This window comes from Microbacterium sp. NPDC088619 (assembly GCF_044752825.1).
In the GTDB taxonomy this organism is placed as follows: domain Bacteria; phylum Actinomycetota; class Actinomycetes; order Actinomycetales; family Microbacteriaceae; genus Microbacterium.
The window spans coordinates 678580-699505 of record NZ_JBIVLZ010000001.1; the positions used below are offsets into that span (position 1 = coordinate 678580).

Below are 20926 nucleotides of genomic sequence, written 5' to 3' on the forward strand. Positions count from 1 at the left end.
ACCGAGTTTACGCGAATCCGGCACCATTCTCCGCGCTCGGAGCGGCACCGACCGCGAGCTCGGCCCTGAGCAGTTCTCGGGCGCGGGCATAACGCCCGCGCGCGGTCGACGAAGGGATGCCGAGAAGCTCCGCCGCGTGCACGAGCGGCAGCCGATCCCAGTGCACGAGCCGGACGATCTCCGCGAGATCGGGATCGAGCCGCGCGATGGCGTCCCGCACCTCGAGTCCCTCGTCGGCAGCAGGCGAGCTGTGCCTCTCCCGCCCCTGCATCCGCAGCCGATCCGCGAGCGCCCAGCGCCTCCGCTGGCCCCTCTCGTGGTTCGCGAGCGTGCCTCGGGCGACGCCGAAGAGCCACATCCGAGCGCGTTCCGGTTCGTCGGGAAGATCGGATGACCGACGCCACGCGATGACCATGGTCTCGCCGAGGAGGTCCGGTGCGTCGTCGGGGCCGACCCGACGCGAGAGGTAGGCGAGCAGGTCGGCAGCGCTCACCTCCAGCGCCCGGGTCAGGTCTGCATCTCGACTCATTCCCCGTCCCCCCAGTCCTCGTCGTCGCAGTGCACCTGACTGTGGGACTCGGCTCCCCCGAGCGTCTCGCTGGGGAAGCCGTTCTCGGCGAGCTCCTCGTGCACGAGTTCGTCGACAGCCACTCCGTGCGCAGTCCAGGCATCGAGGTCGGCCTGCCGGGGGTCGGGCTCGGCCTGCGTGTCCGCCGCCCGATCCTCCTCCAGCTCGGCCAGGATCCCCGGCACGAGAGGGGCTGCCGCCGCCTCGACATCGGTGGTCGCGAACCAGTCATCGATGATTCGATTGACCTCGGCGTCGATGAACAGGTCGTGTGTGTCGAGCGCGCTGAACCTCAGCTCGCACTGCCCCCAGGTCGGCGAGGTGTAGCTGTAGATCCGATCCGGATCCTCGAGACCAGGGCTCCAGAGCCAATCGGACGACGCCACCGCCACACCCGTGCCGCCGATGAGGAAGAGAGCCAGCGCAGCGCTCAGCACGGTTCTCCGACGACCCCGACGAGGCGATCGAGTCTCGGCGCGCGCTGCGAGGATCACGGCCCGGATGTCCGCGGGTTCCGGCTTCGAGTGGGGAGGCGCGGAAAGATCGAGCATCTCGTCGAGCGGGTCGGTGGCCATGGTGTCTCCTCGGTCGGGAACGGTGTCTCACTCCTGACCTGTCCGGCTCGCGCGATTTCGTCCGCGGGAGATCAGGGCGCCGAGACGACCCACGGCAGTCGGCCGATCGCCAGCACGGCGTCGGCGAACCGGTCGCCCACGGAACCTCGGCCGGCGCCGCCCTCAGCCCACGCGCGCACAGCGGCGAGCACAGCCGCAGCCCAGGTCGCTGCGGCGATGTCCGCCGTGAGGGCGGCGACACCGGAGCGTCGGGCGAGATCGGCCAGCGCTGCCGCGAGACGAGCCTGGCGCAGAGCGGCATCCTGTTCGAGTTCGTCGTCGAGACCCATGGCCGACGAGTTCGTCATCGCGAGAGCGAGGCTGTCTGGCGCGAAGTCCGCGACGAGAGCCGAGAGGATGCGCCTCACCTGCGTGCCGTCGCGATCCTCGGGTTCTGCGACCAGGTCCTCGACTGCGCGACCGATCCGGTCGTCGAGGCCGGACCAGAGCACGTCGCTCTTCGACGAGAAGTAGTTGAAGAAGCTCGAGCGGCTCACACCTGCCCTCTGGGTGATGTCGGCGACAGAGGTCGCGTCGTATCCCCGCTCCAGGAACAGCTCGCAGGCAGCTTCGGCGAGGGTCTCGCGCGAAGACGCCTTCGGCCGCCCCGCTCTGCTCGTGCTGCTCATGTCAACACGCTACCGCGCGTCGCCGCCACGCGCCTTCGGCAGCACGGAGGAGTATTCTTAGACGCAATCCATCAATTGACCGAGAGCGACCGCACATGCTCGACATCCTCACCCCGGGGTTCGCCCCGCACTGCATCCCCTACACCGACGGCTGGGATCTGCAGCGCCGCACCCACGCCGACGTCGTCGACGGCACTCGCCCTGACACGCTCATCCTTCTCGAGCACGAGGCGGTGTACACCGCCGGCAAGCGCACCGAGCCGCAGGAGCGCCCGACCGACGGGACACCCGTGATCGACGTCGACCGCGGCGGCAAGATCACCTGGCACGGACCGGGGCAGCTGGTGGGCTACCCGATCGTCCGGCTGCCCGAGCCGATGGACGTCGTCGCGCACGTGCGTCGCCTCGAGCGCATCCTGATCGACGTGCTCCGGCCACTCGGCGTGGACGGATACCAGGTGGAGGGGCGCAGCGGGGTGTGGGTACGCCGTCCTCTGTCCGAGGACAAGGTCGCGGCGATCGGCGTGCGCGTGCAGCAGGGCGTGACGATGCACGGCTTCGCGATCAACTGCGACAACAGTCTCGCCGGGTTCGGCGGCATCATCCCCTGCGGGATCACCGACGCCGGAGTCACCACGGTGAGCGAGGTCATCGGGGCGGACGTCTCCCCCGTCGACATAGCCGACTCGGTCACTGCAGCCTTCCTTGCTGAATACATGACAGCCGACCACGCAGGAGCATACGCATGACCGCCGCACCCGAAGGACGCAAGCTCCTCCGCCTCGAGATCCGCAACGCCGAGACTCCCATCGAACGCAAACCGGAATGGATAAAGACGAAGGCGAAGATGGGGCCCGAGTACACGGCGCTCCACTCGCTGGTCAAGAGCGAAGACCTCCACACCGTCTGCCAGGAAGCCGGCTGCCCCAACATCTTCGAGTGCTGGGAGGACAGAGAGGCGACCTTCCTCATCGGCGGATCGCAGTGCACGCGCCGGTGCGACTTCTGCCAGATCGACACGGGCAAGCCCGATGCCTACGACACGGACGAGCCACGCCGTGTCGCCGAGAGCGTCGTGCGGATGAACCTCCGCTACGCGACCGTCACCAGCGTCGCACGCGACGATCTGCCCGACACCGGCGCCTGGCTGAACGCGGAGACCGTGCGGAAGATCCACGAGCTCAACCCGAACACCGGCGTCGAGCTGCTCGCCAACGAACACAACGCCGATCCCGCGTTCCTCGGCCAGATCTTCGATGCCCGCCCCGAGGTCTTCGCGCACAACGTCGAGACCGTGCCTCGCATCTTCAAGCGCATCCGTCCGGCATTCCGGTACGAGCGCTCGCTCGACGTGATCACCCAGGCGCGGGACGCCGGTCTCATCACCAAGTCGAACCTGATCCTGGGAATGGGCGAGGAGCCCGAGGAGGTCGTGCAGGCACTGAACGACCTGCACGATGCCGGATGCGACATCATCACCATCACGCAGTATCTGCGCCCCTCCCCTCGCCATCTCCCCGTCGCCCGATGGGTCAAGCCCGCGGAGTTCGTCGAGTTCAAGGAGGAGGCGGAGCGGATCGGCTTCCTCGGCGTGCTCGCCGGACCTCTGGTGCGTTCGTCCTACCGAGCGGGTCGCCTGTGGGCGCAGTCCATGGCGTCGAAGGGACGCGAGATCCCCCCGCACCTGGCCCACATCGCCGAGAGCGCGGATCTCGGCTTCGCTCAGGCGGTCTGACCGAAGCCGAGGTGGTGAGCGTCAGTCGGCGCTCATCACCGACTGCACGCTGCCGTCCGAGCCGAGATTCACCAGCAGGACGTCGTCAGTGGTGGTGGCGTCGAGCGCGTACTCCAGCACGGCGAAAGGCTCGGACCCACCGTGTTCGTCGGCGAGGATCGTCATGCTCATGAGTCGCAGGGAGCGGATGATGTCGACGGCGGCATCGCCGCTGACGTCGACGAGGACATCCTCGAGTTCGTCTCCGTAGGCCTCCTGCTGCTGCAGGATGTACTCGGTGACCTCGCTGGTGCGATCATCGACCTCTGCGAGCATGCCCCGCCTCGAGACGGCGTCGACGTTCTCGATGCCGGCGATGAGCGAAGCGGCGATGTCGAGCGCGTCGGCAGAGACATCGTCCTGGTCCGGAGCCGTGAGATCGACGGTGACGCTCTGGTCACCGAGCTCCACGGTCTCAGACCAGAAGATCGAGCCGTCGGGCCCTGAGGACAGGAGTCCGAAGTAGTCGTGTTCGATCGCCATAACGCTATGAAACCAGCCTCGTGCTCGCGGCGGTAGTCCCGTAATCAGCCGACGAGCGACTGGACGAAGACATGGGGGGTGAAACCGGTCAGATCATCGATGCCCTCGCCCTGGCCGAGAAGCTTGACGGGGATGCCGGTGCGCTCCTGCACAGCGAGGACGAAGCCGCCCTTGGCCGAGCCGTCGAGCTTGGTCAGGACGAGTCCGGTGACGCCTGCATGCTCGAGGAACGCCTCCGCCTGCATCACGCCGTTCTGACCCGTGGTGGCGTCGAGGACGAGCAGGACCTCACTGATGGGAGCCTGCTTCTCGATCACCCTGCGGATCTTCGAGAGCTCGTCCATGAGCCCTCCCTTGGTGTGCAGTCGGCCGGCCGTGTCGATGATCGCGATCTCGATCCCCTCGCGCTGAGCGAACTCGACGGTCTGGTAGGCGACTGACGCCGGATCCTGGCCCTCCTGCTGAGGGCGGACGATGGCCGCTCCCCCACGCTGAGCCCAGGTGGCGAGCTGATCGACCGCGGCCGCGCGGAACGTGTCGGCTGCTCCGACGACCACACTGCGCTGGAACCCGCGGAGGAACTTCGTGAACTTGCCGATCGTCGTGGTCTTGCCGACGCCGTTGACGCCGACGACCAGCACGACCGCGGGCCGCTCGGTGAGCTTCAGCGTCGTGTCGAACTTCGCGAAGTGCTCCTCGAGCGTCTCCCGCAGCATCCGCTGGAGATCCTGAGGATCGGTCGTGCGGTAGCGCTCGACCTTCTCGCGCAGCTCTTCGACGACACGCTCGCTGATGTCGGGGCCGAAGTCGGCCGTGATGAGGGCCGTCTCGAGGTCCTCCCACGTCGTCTCGTCGATAGTGGGCTTGACGAACATCCCGCGCAGCGCGCGAGTGAGGGACCACGACTTCTCCGCCATGACTCCAGCCTACGGGTAGCGCCGTCAGCCGGCCGCCGCCCGGTCGCCCACGCGCTGTCCGACCACCGCCGACACACCGTCCTGGCGCATCGAGACCCCGTAGAGGGCGTCGGCGATCTCCATCGTCCGCTTCTGATGCGTGATGATGAGCAGCTGCGAGCTCTCGCGAAGCTGCTCGAAGACGGTGAGCAGGCGGCCGAGGTTGGCATCGTCTAGGGCCGCCTCGACCTCGTCGAGGATGTAGAACGGGCTCGGGCGTGCCTTGAAGATCGCGACCAGCAGGGCCACGGCCGCAAGGGAGCGTTCGCCGCCCGAGAGCAGAGACAGCCGCTCGATCTTCTTGCCGACCGGACGCACCGAGACCTCGATGCCCGTCGTGAGCATGTTCTCCGGATCCGTGAGCGAGATGCTTCCGGATCCGCCCGGGAACAGCAGAGGGAAGACCTCACCGAACGCGACCCTCGTGTCTTCGAACGCGCTCGCGAAGATCGTCTGCATCCGCTCGTCGAGGTCGGCGATGATGGTCAGCAGGTCCTGGCGCGTCTGCGTCAGATCCGCGAGCTGCTCTGTGAGGAAGGCGTGGCGCTGCTCGAGCGCCGCGAACTCCTCGAGCGCGAGCGGGTTGACTCGACCGAGCTGCGCGAGCTTGCGTTCGGCGTCGGCGAGCCGGCGCTGCTGAATCCGGCGATCGAACGGGATCGCCGTGTCGTCGAGGAGGTCGTCTTCCGCTACCACGACTCCAGGATCACGGGGAACGGGCTGATCGGGGCCATATTCCGCAACGAGAATATCTTCATCCAACGCGAGTTCGGAGGCCACGCGCTCAAGCAGGCTGTTGAGGTGCAGCTTCTTCTCGTGGATCTGCAGCTCGAGGCCGTGGACGCTTTCCGTGAGCCCGGCGAGCCTCTCCCGCAGGGAGGTCTCCTGCGCGCGAAGCGCGGTGAGCTCGTGGTTCTGTGCCGATCGGGCGGCTTCGGCCTCGGCCAGCGCGACCCGAGCCTCGGTGACAGACCGATCGATCGAGTCCAGGATCCGGGGAAGCTCCTGCGCCACTCCGGATGCCGCTTCGCGCTGCGCGCGCCGGATGACCGCTCGACGTGCTGTTTCGGCGGCGGCGTCCCGCTCCTGTTCGCGCTGTCGCTCGAGGCCGACAACACGCGCCTGTGCAGCGCGAACACGCTCGCGGAGCGTCTCGATCTCCAGACGAGCTCGGACTTCATCTTCGCGCGCCAGCTCGAGCGCTTCGAGCAGACCATCACGCGCAGAGGCATCCAGCACGGGCCGTGGAGCGGCGACGGCCGCGTCCAACTCTGCCCTGGCGGCTTCGGCCTTCGCCTCCGCATCCTGCACCGCGCCCTGCGCCTGTGCGAGTCCCGCCTCGAGCCGCTCGCATTCGGCGACCGCCGACTCGTGGGTCACCGTGATGCGATTCACCTGTTCCGCATGAGTGGCCAGCGCGGCGTCGTGCTCCCGCAACGCTCGAAGCGCGTCCTTCGCCTGGCGACGGGACGTCTCCACAGCCTCGTCGGCGTCCTCGCGAGCCTCACGCAGTGAATCGACGATGACCTGCACCTCGGCCAGGCGCTCGTTCGCCGCGTCCCGTTCGGCGGCGAGCTCGAGACGGGAGCGCTCGCCTCCGGATCCGGTACGAAGCGTCTGGGCGGTAACGACGTCACCGGCCGTCGTGACGATCGTCGTGGTGGTGTCGCCGGCGACGTCGAGCGCGGCTCTCGCAGTGCGCGCCGCGTCGAGGCTCGCGGCGATGACGACGTGAGACAGGATTCCGAGGACGCCGTCCGGAGCCGTGACCGTTTCGACCGCCGGCGTCACACCGTCGAGAGCGGGCAGCTCGATCGACGGGCGCGTCGCGTCGGCGACGACGAAATCCACCACTCCCCTGCGCTGGTCCGCCGCATCCCGTGCGAGAGCGAATGCATCGGTGGCCCTCTCCACGAGGACGCCTTCGGCCAGCGAACCGAGCACGGCAGCGATCGCGGCCTCGAACCCGTTCCTGACCTGCACGGAGTCACCCACAAGGCCGCGAACACCCGCGCCGCCTGCCTTCACGATCTCGGCGGCGCCTCCGGAGATCGCGAGCGCGCTTCCGAGTGCCGCCGATTTGGCGGTGAGCGCGTCGACTTCACGCTCTGCCGCATGCAGGCGTTCGCGGAGTGTCTCTCGCTCGGCCTCGGCTGCCGTGGCGGCACGTTGCGCACTCTCGTATGCGGCGGAGTGCTCTGCTGCTGTCCCCTCCGGGGCTTCCGCGTCATCGATCGCCTCGAGTGCTTCGGCTGCGGCGCGGCGACGCGCGTTCGCCGCCTCGAGCGCGTTCTCCTGCCGCAGAACCGCACCGCGCACCGCGGCCAGGGCCGACGCGGCCGCATCGGCTGTTCCTCGCAACGAGCTGAGCCGCATGTCGTATTCCGACACGAGTGCGCTCTGCTCGGCGATGTCCACATCGAGCGTGTCGAGTTCCGCGCGTGCGTGCACCACCTCGCGGCTCGCCACGGTCGCGGCGTCCTGAGCGTCGCCGAGGCCCGCGGAGATCTCGGTGATCTGGTCCTTGGCCTCGTCGATCGTGCTCTGAGTGACCGTGACGGCTGTGACCGCCGCGTCGTCCTCTTCCGAGCCGAGCAGCGCGAGTCGCTGATTGGCGAGGGTGTACAACCCGCGCATCCGCTCCTGCACCTGCTCGAGACCGAATGCCACTCCTCGCGCCTGATCCACGGCGATCGAGTTCTGATCCTGCTCAAGGCGCGTGATGCTCCCTCGCACCGCCTCGGCCTGATCGGACAGCACGAGTCGTTCGGTGTGCCGCTCGTGCTCCGTGCGAGTGTGATCGGCGAGTGCCGTGCGCAGCGCGACGACGTCGTCTGCGAAGATGCGCGCCTTGGCATCACGCACGACAGCGGCGATCGTCTGCGCTTCTCGGGCGATCTCGGCCTGGCGGCCCAGAGGCTTGAGCTGACGTCTGATCTCCCCCGCGAGGTCGCTCAGTCGAGTGAGGTTGGTCTCCATCGCGTCGAGCTTTCGGAGGGTCTTCTCCTTGCGTCGGCGGTGCTTGAGGATGCCTGCGGCCTCTTCGATGAATCCACGACGGTCCTCGGGCGAAGCCTGGAGCACGGTGTCCAGACGCCCCTGACCGACGATGACATGCATCTCCCGGCCGAGACCGGAATCGCTGAGCAGCTCCTGCAGATCGAGCAGCCGGCAGTTCTCCCCGTTGATCGCATACTCGCTCGCCCCGTTGCGGAACAGCGTCCGACTGATCGTCACCTCGGCGAATTCGATCGGCAGGGCGCCGTCGCTGTTGTCGATCGTGAGCTGCACCTCGGCGCGACCGAGCGGCCCTCGCGTCGACGTGCCGGCGAAGATGACGTCCTCCATCTTGCCGCCGCGCAGAGTCTTCGCTCCCTGTTCGCCCATGACCCAGGCGAGGGCGTCGACGACGTTCGATTTACCCGATCCGTTGGGTCCGACGATGCAGGTGACGCCCGGTTCGAACACGAAGCTGGTCGGCTGCGCGAAGGACTTGAACCCCTTGAGGGTCAGGCTCTTCAGATGCATGCGCGTGCCGCGCTTCCGGGGTGAATCACGCCCACACGCTACCGGAATGACGGCCCAGAACCGGCATCCCGCGCGGGAGCGGAGTGAACCGGAATCAGGCGCGACACGCCGAACCACGCCGGAGGTGCTTGACGGACACGCCCGGGTTTCGCTACCGTAACCTCCGGATCGCCACACGAAAAGGAGGTTACCGATGATCACTCAGCTCACTGCTCAGGCCACTGGCCTCGCCGCGCCATTCGCGCCGCGCCTTGCGCACTCGGTAACCACCGGCGTCCGTTTCGGCGCTCTCTCGTAGAACCGCAGCCCGAGAACTCTGCCCCGAACCACTCACCGATCTCCGATCGATGACGGGGCTTCTCGCTCGCGTGTCTCCGCGCCCCACCCTCTGATCCCTACCGGATCACGGATCACCGCCGACCCCGGCGATCGCCTTCCGGCGCGCTGGGCTCTCGACTCTCGTCGCGCTCCGCCGGCCGTCTTCGCGGCGCCCTGCGTCAGCGCTGACCCATCACCACCACTCACCTCGAAGGAATCATCGTGAACACCACGCTGTATCGCAGCATCCCCCACCCTCCGGATACCGAGGACCATCAGGTCCTCCACATCCCCGCACCCGATGAGCTGCGGCGCCTCGCGCTGGCAGATCGTCTCTCGCTCAGGATCGGCCTCTGGCTGCTCCAGCGGGCTCAGCGCCCTCGTCCGGCGCACCGCGTCACCGGCCTCGAGGCGGACGCGCTGCATCTCGATCGGCGGAACCGCACCGCGGGCGAGACGTATGCCCTGCTCACCTACGACCTGCAGCGTCAGCTGCGCTGACCTGGAGATCACCATGAGCATTCCGCTCACCGCAGATGCGTCGCTGCATCCGCTCGTGCTGCCGGCACGGGCGGATGCGGCTGACGCGGCTGAGTTCCGCGAGCTCGCTCGGGTACGCAACGCCGTCTATCGCGAACTCACCGGTCGCACCGAACAGGACCTCACACCAGAGGCGCTGCTTCCGATCCTGCGCTCCCGCAAGGATCGCACGACCGCGGTGTGGACGGTTCGCGTGGAAGGAGAGATCGTCGGACGCACTGTCATCGACATCCCGCACGAGGAGGGGTCGCGTGTGGCCATCGCCTCGATCGAGATCCACCCGCGCGTCTGGGGACGGGGAATCGGGACGGCGATCCTGCCGCACGTCGAAGCGTTCGCTCGACTGCATGACCGCACGGTCGTGCAGAACTGGACGGAGCAGCAGGCGAGCGAAGGGCCGAGACTCGAAGCCCGGACCGGCTTCGGCAGCGTGCCGGACGATCACGTCGCGCGATTCCTCGTCCGCCACGGGTTCAGCCTCGAGCAGGTCTACCGGGTTAGTCGACTCGAGGTGAATCCCGAGACGGTTCGGCGTGCTCAGGAGCTACGCGAAGACGCACGCGCGTTCTCTCAGGACTATCGCGTCATCCGGTGGATGCTCCCCACGCCGCCCGAGCATGTCGAGGGCTACGCGTGGCTCAAGTCGCGCATGTCGACCGATGCGCCGTCTGCCGATCTCGAGGCCGACGAGGAGGTCTGGGATGCCGAACGCCTGATCGCTTCTGAGAAACGAGTGGACGAGATGGGTCAGATCATCCAGGTCACCGTCGCGCAACACGTCCGAACGGGCGAGCTGAGTGCCTTCACCGAGCTCCGCATCGGACCGGATCTGGGCGCCACCACTCATCAGCACGACACTCTGGTGCTCAAGGAGCATCGCGGCCACCGATTGGGACAGCTCGTGAAGTGCGACGCGTTCCTGTCGTGGGCGGGCGTCGCCCCCGGGTCCCCCGACGTGATCACCTACAACGCCGAGGAGAACCGGCCGATGCTCTCGATCAATGAGGCGATGGGCTTCACGGCCATCGCCTATGAAGGCGCCTGGAAGAAGGAACTCTCATGACGACCACCACACTGACGGTCACGCCGCTCGTCATCCCCGCCACCCTGGACGCTGCGGACGGCTCGGACTTCCGCGCCTACGGAGAGCTCAACCGGCAGATCTGCGACGAGCTGGTCGGCCTGCCGGACATCGCCCCCGACGCCGCGCAGATGCTCGCATCCTGGCAGGACTCCAGCGACACGCTGCAGACCGGATTCGTGGCCAGGCACGGTGACGAGATCGTGGGCATGATCACGATCGCCTACGCCAGGGAAGCGGATGCGAAGGCGGCCGAAGCCGACCTCCTCGTGCCCGAGAAGCACTGGGGAATCGGCGTCGAGGATGCCCTCCTCTCACTCGCGGAGTCGGAGGCTCGGGCCCATGGTAGGTCTCTGGTGCAGATCTGGACGCTCCACCGACCGGTCGAATCCGAACGGATGATCTCCCCGAAGACGGGCTGGGGCCGAATCCCCGCGAATCCGCTGTCGGATGCTCTCGAAGCCCGCGGATACGACTTCGAACAGGTCGAACGCAACAGCGAGCTGGATCTGCAGTCGGATCCCGCTCCGCTCCTGGCAGCTCTGGAGTCGGCGCAGGCGGCAGCGGGCGATGACTATCGCGTGCTGCAGTGGATGGCTCCGACACCGTCCGAGTTCCGAGACGGCTATGCGGCGATCCTCGCTCGCCTCTCGACAGATGCCCCGAGCGGCGAGATGGACTTCGTCGCTGAGGAATGGGACGCGGAGCGAGTCGTGCGACGAGAGAGACGGCTGACCGGGGCCGGTCAGGCTCTGTCGATCGTCGCGGTGCAGCACGTGCCGAGCGGGGACATCGTGGCGTACAACGAGCTGCTCGTCGGAGCGGACCGCTCTGGAGTCACACACCAGCTCGGCACCCTGGTCTCTCGGGGGCACCGCGGGCATCGGCTCGGCACTGTAGTGAAGTGCGCGAATCTCCTGCACTGGCGAGAGGTGATGCCGCTCTCTCCCACGGTCTCCACTTTCAACGCAGAGGAGAACCGGCCGATGCTGAGCATCAACGAGGCGATCGGGTTCGCGCCGGTCTCCTATGCCGGAGCGTGGCAGAAGCGGATCTGACCGAGATCATCCGAGCGGTGTAGGCGCGCGCAGATTGATCATCCGCCTGGCCGATGCCGCACCCCCGGTGGCGTCGCGAGGCTGGAAGCATGAACAACTCCGTCCTCGACGCACGCTCCCTGACCAAGTCCTATGGCACCACCCGCGCACTCGCCGGGGTGGATCTCACGATCCATCGCGGCGAGTCGGTGGCGATCATGGGTGCCTCCGGATCCGGCAAGACGACACTCCTCCATGTGCTCGCCGGCATCGTCACGCCGGACTCCGGCACAGTGACCTTCCACCCCTCGACCGGGCAGCCTGTGGAGATCGCGGGACTCGGTGAATCCGCTCGTTCGCGATTGCGCAGGGAGAGATTCGGGTTCGTCTTCCAGCAGGGGCTCCTCATCCCCGAGCTCACTGCCGTCGAGAACGTGGCGCTCGCCTCGATGATCAACGGAGTGAAGAGAGCGGATGCCACGGCCCATGCCGCCTCCTGGCTCGCCGCGCTGGGCCTCACGGGGATGGAGGACCGCCGCATCGGCGAGCTCTCCGGCGGGCAGGCGCAGCGCGTCGCGATCGCACGGGCCCAGGCCACCGGCGCGGACCTCGTGTTCGCCGACGAGCCGACCGGTGCGCTCGACTCCCACACCTCGCAAGACGTCATGAACGCACTGCTGTGGTCAACGACCGGGCAGGGGCGGACGCTCCTCGTCGTCACCCACGATGCGGACGTCGCCGCGCGATGCTCGCGCGTCGTGGCGGTTCGCGACGGACAGATCGTCTCATCGGCGGTGTCCGCATGAACGCGCGAGTTCTCGCACTCCTTCTCCGACCGGCGAAAGGAGAGAGCGCTGTCCTCGCGCTCCCTGTGGTCGCCTTCGGCGTCGTCACCGCTCTGGTGCTGACCGTCGTGGGCGGTGCGCAGTCCTTCTGGACATGGACCGACGACTACGCGCCGATCTATCAGGCACTGGCTGCAATCGCTCTCGTGCTCCTCGTCGTGCCGCTGATGAACCTCGGTGGAGCGGCAGCGCGCCTCTCGGCCCGCCGCCGCGACGAGCGGCTCTCGACCCTGCGTCTTCTCGGCGTGACCCCGATGGGTGTCAGCGTCGCCACCGTGATCGAGTCGGTGCTCGTCGCGGCCGCAGGTGCCGTCGCCGGAGTGGTCGTCCATCTGGCGACCGCTCCCCTGATCGGGCTCATCCCGTTCCGTGGCACGGCTCTCGGTGCCGGTGCTGTGCTGCTCTCTCCCCTCAACATCGTGGCGGTCGTGGGCGGGGTCCTCCTTGTGGCGGCCGGCAGCGCCGTGCTGGGTCTCCGACGAGTGATCGTGTCACCGCTCGGGGTGCGCCTGCGGACGACGGCGTCGCCGGTGCACTGGTTCCGTGCGATCATCGGCGTCTCGGTTCTCGCCCTCGTCTTCGTCCTCGTCAAGATCTTCCCGTCCGTCGCGGGTCTCGCGGTGACGATCACCGTTCTGGCAGTGCTGTTCGCGGTGGCGCTGGCCGTGCTCAACGTGATCGGGCCGTGGATCCTCAAAGTCACAGCATCGCGTCAGCTGCGCAGGGCCGACCGACCCGAGCGTCTACTCGCCGCCCGTCTGGTACTTGACTCGCCCAAGGCGGCTTGGCGTCAGGTGAGTGGCATCGCGATGGCGAGCTTCATGGCGGTGTTCGCGGGGACCGGCGTCTCTCTGATGAACGTGATGAGCAGCGGCGACGCGACGCACGCCGATGCAGCACTCGCCGCGGACATGCGCACCGGTCTCGTCGTCACGCTCGTCGCCTCTTTCCTGGTGGTCGCAGCGTCCGTGGGAGTCAATCAGGCGGCTTCCGTGCTCGACCAGCGCGAGCTGCACCGTAGTCTGCACCATCTCGGGATGCCGCTCGACACCGTCGACTCGGCCCGTCGCCGCGCGATCATGTCACCGTTGCTCGTCACCGCCATCGGATCGGCGACCTGCGCAGCCGTGCTCGTGTTCCCTCTGCTCGGGATAGCCCTGATCACCGCGCCAGAGTCGCTGCTGACCATCGGCATCGTGCTATCGGCAGGCATCGGAATCGTCTGGCTGAGCACGCGTGCCACCCGGCCGCTGCTGGCGCGGTCGTTCGAGACGGCATGATTCTCAGCGTCGGCGCTGGCAGCGCGGGCAGAAATGACTCGACCGGTTCATGAAAGCCTCGCGACGGATCAGAGTGCCGCACCGAGGGCATGGCTGACCGCCTCGACCGTACGCGTTGAGGGAGTGCGCGAAGTATCCGGCCTGGCCGTTCACGTTGACGTACTGGGCATCGAAACTCGTGCCTCCCTCGGCCAGGGCCTTGGCGAGCACCACTCGGATCTCGGCGAGGAGACGCCGCGTCGCCGATGTCGACAGGGCTGTCGCGAGAATCTGCGGGTGGATGCGCGCTGCCCAGAGCGCCTCGTCCGCGTAGATGTTGCCCACCCCGCTGATCACCTGCTGATCGAGCAGCACTCGCTTGACAGCGCTGCCTCGCTTTCGGACGGCGCGCTCGAAAGTGCCGTCGTCGAAGAGCGGATCGAGGGGGTCACGAGCGATGTGCACGACCTGCGTGGGAATCATCGTCGGACCGTCCGGCACGAGGCGGTCGACCGCCAGCGACCCGAAGGTCCTCTGATCGGCGAACACGATCACGAGTTCGCCATGCTGGGGGTGCTCGATGCCGATGCGGATCCGTTCGTGGCGCTCGGCTCCGGCATCCGGCGCGCGGAGCAGCATCTGCCCGCTCATCCCGAGGTGTGCGATCAACGCGGAATCGTCGGCATCGAGCGGAAGCCAGAGGAACTTGCCTCGTCGCTCGGCGGCGGTGAAGGTGCGCCCCTCGAGTCGCTCGACGAAGTCGGAGGCCCCCGCGGGGTGACGAGTCAGCGCACGTTCGTCGAACACGCTCACCCCGGTGATGACGGAACCGACCGCCGCAGGAGCGAGACCTGCTCGCACCACCTCGACTTCGGGGAGTTCAGGCACGCTCGTTGAGGAAGCGCCACGCGCTCAGCGCGGCCGCCATCTCTGCGGTCTTCTTGCTGCTGCCCTTGCCGGTCATCTGCACATCGCCGACGCTCACGGTCGCCACGAAGCGACGATCGTGATCGGGACCGCTCGCCTCCACTGAATACTGCGGCGGGATGGCACCCACGCGCGCAGCCAGCTCTTGAAGACTGGTCTTCGGATCCATCGCAGCGCCATAGCGCTCGGGGTCTGCAAGCAGCGGCTCGGTCAGACGGAGCACGAGCTCGGTGGCCGACTCAGGACCCGCTGACAGATAGGTCGCGCCGATGACGGCTTCCATCGTGTCGGCGAGGATCGAATCCTTGTCGCGTCCGCCCGTCTGCTCCTCGCCTCGACCGAGCAGCAGATGGCTGCCCAGATCGATGCCTCTCGCCACCTCGGCGAGAGCGACCGTCGAGACGACACTCGCGCGCCGCTTGGCGAGTTCGCCCTCATCGAGCCCTGGATGGGTCGTGAAGAGCATCACCGTCACGGCCTGGCCGAGAATGGAGTCGCCGAGGAACTCGAGACGTTCGTTGTGAGGGATGCCGCCATGCTCATAGGCATATGAGCGATGGGTGAGCGCCAACTCCAGAAGCTCCGCGTCGATGTCGACGCGGAGCTTCTCTGGGAGTGGTCTCGTCCCCCCAGGGACCTCAGTCACAGAAGTGAAGTCGCGACTCAGACGTCGGCGACCTTGCGGCCCTTGTACTCGAGGAACAGCTCGGTGCCCTGCGAGTCGGTGACGACCTTCGCCTGGTGGGGGCGGCTGTAGACGGCCTTGCCGTTCTCGATGGTCTTGACGAGAGCGATGGGCGCCGCCTTCCACTGCGCGCGGCGCGAGCGGGTGTTCGAACGGGATACCTTGCGCTTCGGGGGGTTACCAGCCATGACTAGCTCTCTTCTTTCTCGGCGGCACGAGATTCTTCCGTGCCGTCTTGGTCTGTGATGTTCTGGAGCGCGCTCCACCGAGGATCGATGGGAGCCGCCTGCTCCTTGTCGGTGTTCGCTGTCAGCCTCTCGCCCGTCTCCGGGTCGAGCCCGGGGCAATCCGGCTGACACACCGGCTGAAATGGAAGCGCCAATACGGCCGCATCCCTGACTAGAGTTTCAAGATCCACGTGGTCGTCTTGAACCTCGAAGTCAGTTTCTTCCTCACCAGGATACGCGAAAAGCTCCTGGAACTCGACTTCGACGGGCCGAGTGATGTCGATGAGGCACCGACCGCACACGCCGGAGTACTCCGCATCGACGATTCCAGAGACCAGAATGCCCTCGTGGACCGACTCCAGACGGACATCCAGGTCGAGTTCGGAACCGGCTTCGTACGACACGATGCCCTCTCCCCAGGCATCCTTCAGGGTCACGGAGAACTCATGTTCGCGCATCTCTCCCGGCTTGCGGACGATGTCGCGGACGGGGAGGACGAAAGGACCACTCATTCGGGAACGCACCCAGCAATGGTACCGGCTAGATGCGGCGGGAGGCTGGCTTCGGGCTGAGCGCGGTGTGCGGAAGCGCGGCGTCAGATGCCGCGAGACCCCGTGTCGAGGAAGGCGGCGACCGCGGGAGGGACGAAAGGCGACACATCGCCTCCGAGCCCGGCCACCTGTCGCACCAGCGAGCTGGACACGAGAGCATGCGCGGGGTCAGGCAGGAGGAAGACCGTCTCGATGTCGGCGAGGTGCCGGTTGACGATCGCCATCGGCGATTCGTAGGCGACGTCGATCTGCGACCGGATCCCCTTGACCAGCACGCCGGCTCCCACGTCACGCGCGTAGTCGACGAGCAGGCCCATGCTCCACGATCCGACGATGACGTTGCCGTCCATGCCCTCATCGGCGATGGACTGCTCGATGAGCGAGAGTCGCGCCGCGATCGGCAGCATCGCTTCCTTGCCGGGGTTGTGAACGACGAGCACATGCAGCTCGTCGTACAGCTTGGCCGCCCGACGGATGACGTCGAGGTGGCCAAGGGTCGGCGGGTCGAAGGAACCCGGGACGACGGCGATCCGGCTGCTCATGCCCCCAGCCTAGGGCACGCCGTGCTGGTCAGTTCTTCGCCAGGGCTGCGCGATCATCGTCGCTCACCCGTCGTTCGATGGCAGATCTGAGCCCGGGGTTCGCATCGAGGCCAGGGTCGGCTGCGAGGATCACCTCTGCGAGCTCGCGCGCCCTGACGATCAGGCCGGAGTCCTTGACCACGCGCAGCAGCTTCAACGACGACCGCACGCCCGCCTGCGCTGCGCCGAGCACGTCGCCTTCGCCTCGGAGCTCGAGATCGACCTCAGCGAGGGCGAAGCCGTCGAGGGTCGCTGCAACCGCGTCGACCCTCTCGCGCGCCACCGAGCCGGCCTCCGCCTCGGTCACGAGCAGACACAATCCTGGTACGCCACCTCGGCCGACGCGACCCCTCAGCTGATGCAACTGGGAGACACCGAAGCGGTCGGCGTCGAGGACGATCATGGTCGAGGCGTTGGGCACGTCGACGCCCACCTCGATGACCGTCGTCGCAAGCAGCAGATCGATCTCACCCCGAGCGAAGGCCTGCATGACCGCGTCCTTCTCATCGGACGGCATGCGTCCGTGCAACACGGCTCGACGGAGACCGCCGAGCTTCGGATGCGTCGCGAGCGCCTCGTCGAGCTGAACGACGCCCCACCGCGGTCCGGATGCACCCTCGGGCTGAAGGACTGCGGGCTCTCCCGCCTCTGCCGTCTTCTTCGTGGTGTCGATCGCGGCACACACCGCGAAGACCTGACGCCCCTGGGCGATCTCCTCGGCGGCGCGCTCCCAGACGCGGTTGAACCACCCCGGATGCTCGGCGAGCGGGGCGACGAACGACTCGATTCCCGCCCGCCCCTTCGGCATCGTGCGGATCACCGATGTGTCGAGGTCGCCGAAGACCGTCATCGCAACGGTGCGCGGGATGGGTGTGGCGGTGAGCACGAGGGCGTGCGGGCTGGAGCCCTTGGCACGGAGAGCCTCGCGCTGCTCGACGCCGAACCGGTGCTGTTCATCGACCACGACGAGCCCCAGATCTGCGAAGGTCGTCTTCTCGCCGAGCAGTGCGTGGGTGCCGACGACGATCAGCGCCTGCCCGGAGGCGACGCGCAGGGCGGCTTTGCGACGCGCTGCGGCCGGCATCTGCCCGGTGAGCAGCGTGGGCATCACAAGCGGAGCCAGCTGGGGTCCGAGCATCTTCGAGATCGACCGCAGATGCTGGCCCGCAAGGACCTCGGTCGGCGCGATGAGCGCGGCCTGGCCGCCGGACTCGGCGACCTGGAGCATCGCACGCAGAGCGACCAGCGTCTTGCCGGAGCCGACCTCTCCCTGCACGAGCCTATTCATCGGCCACGAGCCGACGAGGTCCTTCGCGACCTGCTCGCCGACGGTCTGCTGATCGGGCGTGAGGTCGTACGGCAGCGACGCGTCGAAGCGCTCGAGCAGCCCGCCGGGCTTCGCCGCACGCGCCGTGGCGGAGAGCGCTCGCACTGCATCGCGCTGCTGAAGGAGAGCTGTCTGCAGCGTGAGCGCCTCGTGCATCCGCAGAGTGCGGACTGCGGGATCGATGTCGTTCCGGGTCTTCGGGCGATGGATCTGCTCGAGCGCCTCTCTCGCGGTCAGCAGCTCCTCCCGCTGCCGGACATCCGCGGCGAGAGGCTCGGGCACGTCACCGAGACCATCGAGCACGCGGGTGATGAACTTCGCGATCTGCCAGGTCTGCAGCGTCGACGTCGCGGGGTAGATCGGGATCAGCACGGCGGCGCGGGCGTCCGCACGCCGCCTGGCCGCATCCTCGTCATCGAACAGCTCGTACTCCGGGTGCGCGAACTGCGTCATCCCATTGAACTCGCCGACCTTGCCCGAGAAGACGCCTCGCCGACCGACGGCGAGATCCTCGGAGCGCCACTTGGCCGCGCCGAGGTTCTTCGCGAAGAACGTCAGAGACATCTTGCCGATGCCGTCGCCGATCACGACATCGACCATCGCGCCCCGCCGATTGCGCATCGCCCTGGCGCTCGACGACAGCACCTCGGCGACGATCGTCACCGTCTCACCGAGCGGAAGCTCGCGAATGGGAGTCAGCTCCCCAGGGTCGGCATATCGCCGGGGATAGTGCGACACGAGATCGCCGACCGTCTTCATGCCGAACGCCCGATCGAGGGACTTCGCCGGCGTGGAGCCCAGCGCATCCTCCAGCGACGAATCCAGCGTGAGCGACATGATCCGAGTCTAGGAGGCCGCACGGACACGACGTGCGCCGGAGCTGTCGTATCGTGAACGGGTGACGAGGATCATCGCCGGAAAGGCGCGTGGCGCGCGGCTCGACGTCCCCCACGCGGGAACGCGACCCACCAGCGACCGCGTGAGGGAGTCGCTCTTCGGAGCACTGGAGTCGGCCGACGCGATCGTCGGCGCCCGAGTGCTCGATCTCTACGCGGGCTCGGGCGCGCTGGGGTTGGAGTCGCTGAGCCGCGGCGCGGCCAGTGCTGATCTCGTCGAGCACGGCAGAGAGGCTGCAGGAGTCGTCCGTCGTAACGCAGCCACGGTCGCGAAGGCCGGCGCACCCGGCGCGAGGGTGCACCAGAGCACGGTCAGGTCGTTCCTGCTGCGAGCCTCCGGTCCATACGACCTCGTCTTCTCGGACCCGCCCTACGACCTCGACGACGACGCGATGACCGCGGATCTCATCGCGCTCGCACCGTGCCTCGCACCCGACGCCCTCGTGATCATCGAGCGTGCACGGCGCTCCACGCCTCCCGACCTCCGGGCAGCCGGCCTGGATCTGATCCGTGAGAGGGCCTACGGCGACACCGCTCTGTGGTGGGCCGAGCCCGCGGTCGCACCCGAGACACCTCAGCCCGAGGCCGAATCCCAGTCACGATAGGGGTCCCAGCCGCTCACGTCTGCGGGAGCGTCATCGACCAGCAGATCATGCTCGCCCTGTGGGCTCACGACCCCGATGATGCGAAAGCCCGACGGCAGCATCCCCGGAGGGAAGGTGGCGAGCAGCGCATGATCCTCACCGCCGGCGAGAGCACGCTGCGGAGAGTCTCCGAGCGCGGCGCTGTCTAGGGCTATCGTGACCTCCGAGGCCGCCGCCATCCGCCGCGCGTCCAGTGCGAGGCCATCCGAGATGTCCATCATCGCTGTGGCTCCGGCTGTAGCCGCGAAAGGTCCGAGGCCGATCGGCGGCGACGGGCGGAGCTGCGCCGCCAGCGCGGCCCTCTCCCCCTGTCCGAGCACCGACGGGTCGACAGCGACAGGTGTGTCACCCTCACGGAACCTGCCGAAGAGGACGGCGAGTCCGTGCGCGGCGTGACCGAGTTCGCCCGCCACCGCGACCACATCGCCGACCCGCGCACCCGACCGCGTCACCGGCGTCCGCCCCTCGAGGTCGCCGAGCGCGGTGACGGCCACGGTGAGGACGTCAGAGACGGTGAGGTCTCCGCCGACCACCGCGCAGCCCGGAGCCAGGGCCGCGCACGCCTCGCGGAAGCCGTCGGCGAGCCGTTCGATGAAAGAGAGCCTCAGATCGCGCGGAACCGCCAGCGCGACGAGCAGCGCGGTCGGGCGCGCCCCCATGGCGGCCACGTCGGCGAGGTTCACTGCCGCAGCCTTCCACCCGAGGTCATAGCCCGACGACCACGCGAGTCGGAAGTCAGGACCGTGCACCAGCGTGTCCGTCGTGGCGACCACGGACCCCGACGGAGCAGCTATCACCGCCGCATCGTCACCGGGACCGATGATCGTGTGACTGGCCTGCGCAGTCCTCGCCAGGATCGCCCGCAGGATCTCCCCCTCCGAAAGATCGCCGAGGGTCGGATCATCGTCGCGAGGTCGGGAGGGCATGCTGTCAAAGGTAGCCTGGATGCATGCCCCGCTCTCGTCGTCTCGCCGTCATCGCGGGGTCGCTGGTCCTCGTCGCAGCCCTCTCCGGATGCTCGACCACGATCCACCTCGAGCCGGCGGACGATGCGAACAATCCGGCATGCGCAGAGGTCTCCGTGCTGCTTCCCGACGCCGTCGGCGATCTGGACCGCGTGTGGACCGATGCCCAAGCCACCGGCGCCTGGGGCGACCCGACGGTCGTACTCCGCTGCGGCGTCGAACCGCCGGCCCCATCGACCGAAGTCTGCACGACCATCGGCAGCGTCGACTGGCTCGTTCTCGACCAGGAGGAAGAACGCCAGCGTCTGGTGACCTACGGTCGCGATCCAGCCGTCGAGGTGATCATCCGCCGAGGCGAGGAGATCGACTTCCGCGCGGTGGTCGAGAGCCTCTCGACGAGCATCCAGTCCGGCCTCGAACCGGCGACGGCTCAGTGCACAGACCGGGTGCCCACCGAGGGTTCCCCTGACGCGGGATCGACCGAAGGCTGA

General features: G+C 67.7%; 22 protein-coding genes. 9 read left to right on the top strand and 13 right to left on the bottom strand.

Annotated elements, in window-relative coordinates; translation table 11 throughout:
• Positions 1-7: 7 nt before the first annotated feature.
• The 3 genes from ACIP5T_RS03600 to ACIP5T_RS03610 form a co-directional block, all read right to left on the bottom strand.
• Positions 8-529 carry an RNA polymerase sigma factor gene (locus tag ACIP5T_RS03600; protein ID WP_400860646.1) on the bottom strand — a complete coding sequence of 174 codons (522 nt, stop codon included), beginning with the start codon at positions 527-529 and terminating at the stop codon, positions 8-10.
• Complete coding sequence (locus ACIP5T_RS03605; protein WP_400860647.1) at positions 526-1143, bottom strand: hypothetical protein; 618 nt, start codon at positions 1141-1143, stop codon at positions 526-528. The genes ACIP5T_RS03600 and ACIP5T_RS03605 overlap by 4 nt, the downstream gene beginning before the upstream one ends.
• A gap of 71 nt (positions 1144-1214) precedes the next feature.
• Entirely contained in the window at positions 1215-1811 is a 597-nt protein-coding gene (locus ACIP5T_RS03610; protein WP_400860649.1) for a TetR/AcrR family transcriptional regulator, read from the bottom strand.
• Between the two features lie 95 nt (positions 1812-1906).
• Between ACIP5T_RS03610 and lipB the strand changes: the two genes are divergently transcribed.
• Together lipB and lipA are read left to right on the top strand one after the other, a co-directional pair.
• Positions 1907-2560 carry a lipoyl(octanoyl) transferase LipB gene (gene lipB / locus ACIP5T_RS03615; RefSeq protein WP_400860651.1) on the top strand — a complete coding sequence of 218 codons (654 nt, stop codon included), beginning with the start codon at positions 1907-1909 and terminating at the stop codon, positions 2558-2560.
• Entirely contained in the window at positions 2557-3546 is a 990-nt protein-coding gene (gene lipA / locus ACIP5T_RS03620; RefSeq protein ID WP_400860652.1) for a lipoyl synthase, read from the top strand. The genes lipB and lipA overlap by 4 nt, the downstream gene beginning before the upstream one ends.
• A gap of 21 nt (positions 3547-3567) precedes the next feature.
• On the opposite strand, the gene ACIP5T_RS03625 is transcribed toward lipA, so the two are convergent.
• Genes ACIP5T_RS03625 through smc form a run of 3 tightly spaced genes read right to left on the bottom strand, consistent with a single transcriptional unit; the run spans position 3568 to position 8552 of the window.
• Positions 3568-4068, bottom strand: a complete 501-nt coding sequence (locus ACIP5T_RS03625) for a DUF2004 domain-containing protein (RefSeq protein ID WP_053095921.1) — start codon at positions 4066-4068, stop codon at positions 3568-3570.
• A 44-nt stretch (positions 4069-4112) separates the two neighbouring features.
• Positions 4113-4985 carry a signal recognition particle-docking protein FtsY gene (gene ftsY / locus ACIP5T_RS03630; protein WP_400785749.1) on the bottom strand — a complete coding sequence of 291 codons (873 nt, stop codon included), beginning with the start codon at positions 4983-4985 and terminating at the stop codon, positions 4113-4115.
• A gap of 24 nt (positions 4986-5009) precedes the next feature.
• Positions 5010-8552, bottom strand: coding sequence for a chromosome segregation protein SMC (gene smc / locus ACIP5T_RS03635; RefSeq protein WP_400860653.1), 3543 nt, complete (start codon positions 8550-8552; stop codon positions 5010-5012).
• Positions 8553-9092: 540 nt separating this feature from the next.
• On the opposite strand from smc, the gene ACIP5T_RS03640 reads away from it, so the two are divergent.
• The 5 genes from ACIP5T_RS03640 to ACIP5T_RS03660 all read left to right on the top strand — a co-directional run bounded on the left by ACIP5T_RS03640 (position 9093) and on the right by ACIP5T_RS03660 (position 13653).
• Positions 9093-9371 (top strand): hypothetical protein, encoded by a 279-nt coding sequence (locus tag ACIP5T_RS03640; RefSeq protein WP_400860655.1) that lies wholly within the window; start codon positions 9093-9095, stop codon positions 9369-9371.
• Between the two features lie 13 nt (positions 9372-9384).
• Positions 9385-10473 carry a GNAT family N-acetyltransferase gene (locus tag ACIP5T_RS03645; protein ID WP_400860657.1) on the top strand — a complete coding sequence of 363 codons (1089 nt, stop codon included), beginning with the start codon at positions 9385-9387 and terminating at the stop codon, positions 10471-10473.
• A complete protein-coding gene (locus ACIP5T_RS03650; RefSeq protein ID WP_400860658.1) occupies positions 10470-11549 on the top strand; it encodes a GNAT family N-acetyltransferase in 1080 nt (359 codons plus the stop codon). The genes ACIP5T_RS03645 and ACIP5T_RS03650 overlap by 4 nt, the downstream gene beginning before the upstream one ends.
• A gap of 89 nt (positions 11550-11638) precedes the next feature.
• Positions 11639-12334, top strand: coding sequence for an ABC transporter ATP-binding protein (locus ACIP5T_RS03655; protein WP_400860660.1), 696 nt, complete (start codon positions 11639-11641; stop codon positions 12332-12334).
• Entirely contained in the window at positions 12331-13653 is a 1323-nt protein-coding gene (locus tag ACIP5T_RS03660) for an FtsX-like permease family protein (RefSeq protein WP_400860661.1), read from the top strand. Before ACIP5T_RS03655 ends, ACIP5T_RS03660 begins: the two co-directional genes overlap by 4 nt.
• A 3-nt stretch (positions 13654-13656) precedes the next feature.
• On the opposite strand, the gene mutM is transcribed toward ACIP5T_RS03660, so the two are convergent.
• The 6 genes from mutM to ACIP5T_RS03690 all read right to left on the bottom strand — a co-directional run bounded on the left by mutM (position 13657) and on the right by ACIP5T_RS03690 (position 18767).
• A complete protein-coding gene (gene mutM / locus ACIP5T_RS03665) occupies positions 13657-14520 on the bottom strand; it encodes a bifunctional DNA-formamidopyrimidine glycosylase/DNA-(apurinic or apyrimidinic site) lyase (protein ID WP_400860663.1) in 864 nt (287 codons plus the stop codon).
• Positions 14513-15205, bottom strand: coding sequence for a ribonuclease III (gene rnc, locus ACIP5T_RS03670; protein ID WP_400860664.1), 693 nt, complete (start codon positions 15203-15205; stop codon positions 14513-14515). Before rnc ends, mutM begins: the two co-directional genes overlap by 8 nt.
• Positions 15206-15222: 17 nt before the next feature.
• Positions 15223-15432 (bottom strand): 50S ribosomal protein L32, encoded by a 210-nt coding sequence (rpmF, locus tag ACIP5T_RS03675; protein WP_314841597.1) that lies wholly within the window; start codon positions 15430-15432, stop codon positions 15223-15225.
• 2 nt (positions 15433-15434) lie between these two features.
• Positions 15435-15983: a YceD family protein gene (locus ACIP5T_RS03680; protein ID WP_400864592.1), complete on the bottom strand. Its 549-nt coding sequence runs from the start codon at positions 15981-15983 to the stop codon at positions 15435-15437.
• 83 nt (positions 15984-16066) lie between these two features.
• Complete coding sequence (gene coaD, locus ACIP5T_RS03685; protein WP_042541696.1) at positions 16067-16564, bottom strand: pantetheine-phosphate adenylyltransferase; 498 nt, start codon at positions 16562-16564, stop codon at positions 16067-16069.
• Positions 16565-16592: 28 nt separating this feature from the next.
• Entirely contained in the window at positions 16593-18767 is a 2175-nt protein-coding gene (locus ACIP5T_RS03690) for an ATP-dependent DNA helicase RecG (protein ID WP_400860665.1), read from the bottom strand.
• A 61-nt stretch (positions 18768-18828) separates the two neighbouring features.
• On the opposite strand from ACIP5T_RS03690, the gene rsmD reads away from it, so the two are divergent.
• Positions 18829-19431: a 16S rRNA (guanine(966)-N(2))-methyltransferase RsmD gene (gene rsmD / locus ACIP5T_RS03695; protein WP_400860667.1), complete on the top strand. Its 603-nt coding sequence runs from the start codon at positions 18829-18831 to the stop codon at positions 19429-19431.
• On the opposite strand, the gene thiL is transcribed toward rsmD, so the two are convergent.
• Positions 19401-20396, bottom strand: coding sequence for a thiamine-phosphate kinase (thiL, locus tag ACIP5T_RS03700; protein ID WP_400860668.1), 996 nt, complete (start codon positions 20394-20396; stop codon positions 19401-19403). The genes rsmD and thiL overlap by 31 nt on opposite strands.
• Positions 20397-20419: 23 nt before the next feature.
• On the opposite strand from thiL, the gene ACIP5T_RS03705 reads away from it, so the two are divergent.
• Positions 20420-20926 carry a DUF3515 family protein gene (locus ACIP5T_RS03705; RefSeq protein ID WP_400860669.1) on the top strand — a complete coding sequence of 169 codons (507 nt, stop codon included), beginning with the start codon at positions 20420-20422 and terminating at the stop codon, positions 20924-20926.

Excerpts from the sequence above, each read along its gene's own strand:
- ACIP5T_RS03600 (WP_400860646.1), bottom strand. The coding sequence starts at position 529 with ATGAGTCGAGATGCAGACCTGACCCGGGCGCTGGAGGTGAGCGCTGCC.
- ACIP5T_RS03605 (WP_400860647.1), bottom strand. The coding sequence starts at position 1,143 with ATGGCCACCGACCCGCTCGACGAGATGCTCGATCTTTCCGCGCCTCCC.
- ACIP5T_RS03610 (WP_400860649.1), bottom strand. The coding sequence starts at position 1,811 with ATGAGCAGCACGAGCAGAGCGGGGCGGCCGAAGGCGTCTTCGCGCGAG.
- lipB (WP_400860651.1), top strand. The coding sequence starts at position 1,907 with ATGCTCGACATCCTCACCCCGGGGTTCGCCCCGCACTGCATCCCCTAC.
- lipA (WP_400860652.1), top strand. The coding sequence starts at position 2,557 with ATGACCGCCGCACCCGAAGGACGCAAGCTCCTCCGCCTCGAGATCCGC.
- ACIP5T_RS03625 (WP_053095921.1), bottom strand. The coding sequence starts at position 4,068 with ATGGCGATCGAACACGACTACTTCGGACTCCTGTCCTCAGGGCCCGAC.
- ftsY (WP_400785749.1), bottom strand. The coding sequence starts at position 4,985 with ATGGCGGAGAAGTCGTGGTCCCTCACTCGCGCGCTGCGCGGGATGTTC.
- smc (WP_400860653.1), bottom strand. The coding sequence starts at position 8,552 with ATGCATCTGAAGAGCCTGACCCTCAAGGGGTTCAAGTCCTTCGCGCAG.
- ACIP5T_RS03645 (WP_400860657.1), top strand. The coding sequence starts at position 9,385 with ATGAGCATTCCGCTCACCGCAGATGCGTCGCTGCATCCGCTCGTGCTG.
- ACIP5T_RS03650 (WP_400860658.1), top strand. The coding sequence starts at position 10,470 with ATGACGACCACCACACTGACGGTCACGCCGCTCGTCATCCCCGCCACC.
- ACIP5T_RS03655 (WP_400860660.1), top strand. The coding sequence starts at position 11,639 with ATGAACAACTCCGTCCTCGACGCACGCTCCCTGACCAAGTCCTATGGC.
- ACIP5T_RS03660 (WP_400860661.1), top strand. The coding sequence starts at position 12,331 with ATGAACGCGCGAGTTCTCGCACTCCTTCTCCGACCGGCGAAAGGAGAG.
- rpmF (WP_314841597.1), bottom strand. The coding sequence starts at position 15,432 with ATGGCTGGTAACCCCCCGAAGCGCAAGGTATCCCGTTCGAACACCCGC.
- ACIP5T_RS03680 (WP_400864592.1), bottom strand. The coding sequence starts at position 15,983 with ATGAGTGGTCCTTTCGTCCTCCCCGTCCGCGACATCGTCCGCAAGCCG.
- coaD (WP_042541696.1), bottom strand. The coding sequence starts at position 16,564 with ATGAGCAGCCGGATCGCCGTCGTCCCGGGTTCCTTCGACCCGCCGACC.
- ACIP5T_RS03690 (WP_400860665.1), bottom strand. The coding sequence starts at position 18,767 with ATGTCGCTCACGCTGGATTCGTCGCTGGAGGATGCGCTGGGCTCCACG.
- thiL (WP_400860668.1), bottom strand. The coding sequence starts at position 20,396 with ATGCCCTCCCGACCTCGCGACGATGATCCGACCCTCGGCGATCTTTCG.
- ACIP5T_RS03705 (WP_400860669.1), top strand. The coding sequence starts at position 20,420 with ATGCCCCGCTCTCGTCGTCTCGCCGTCATCGCGGGGTCGCTGGTCCTC.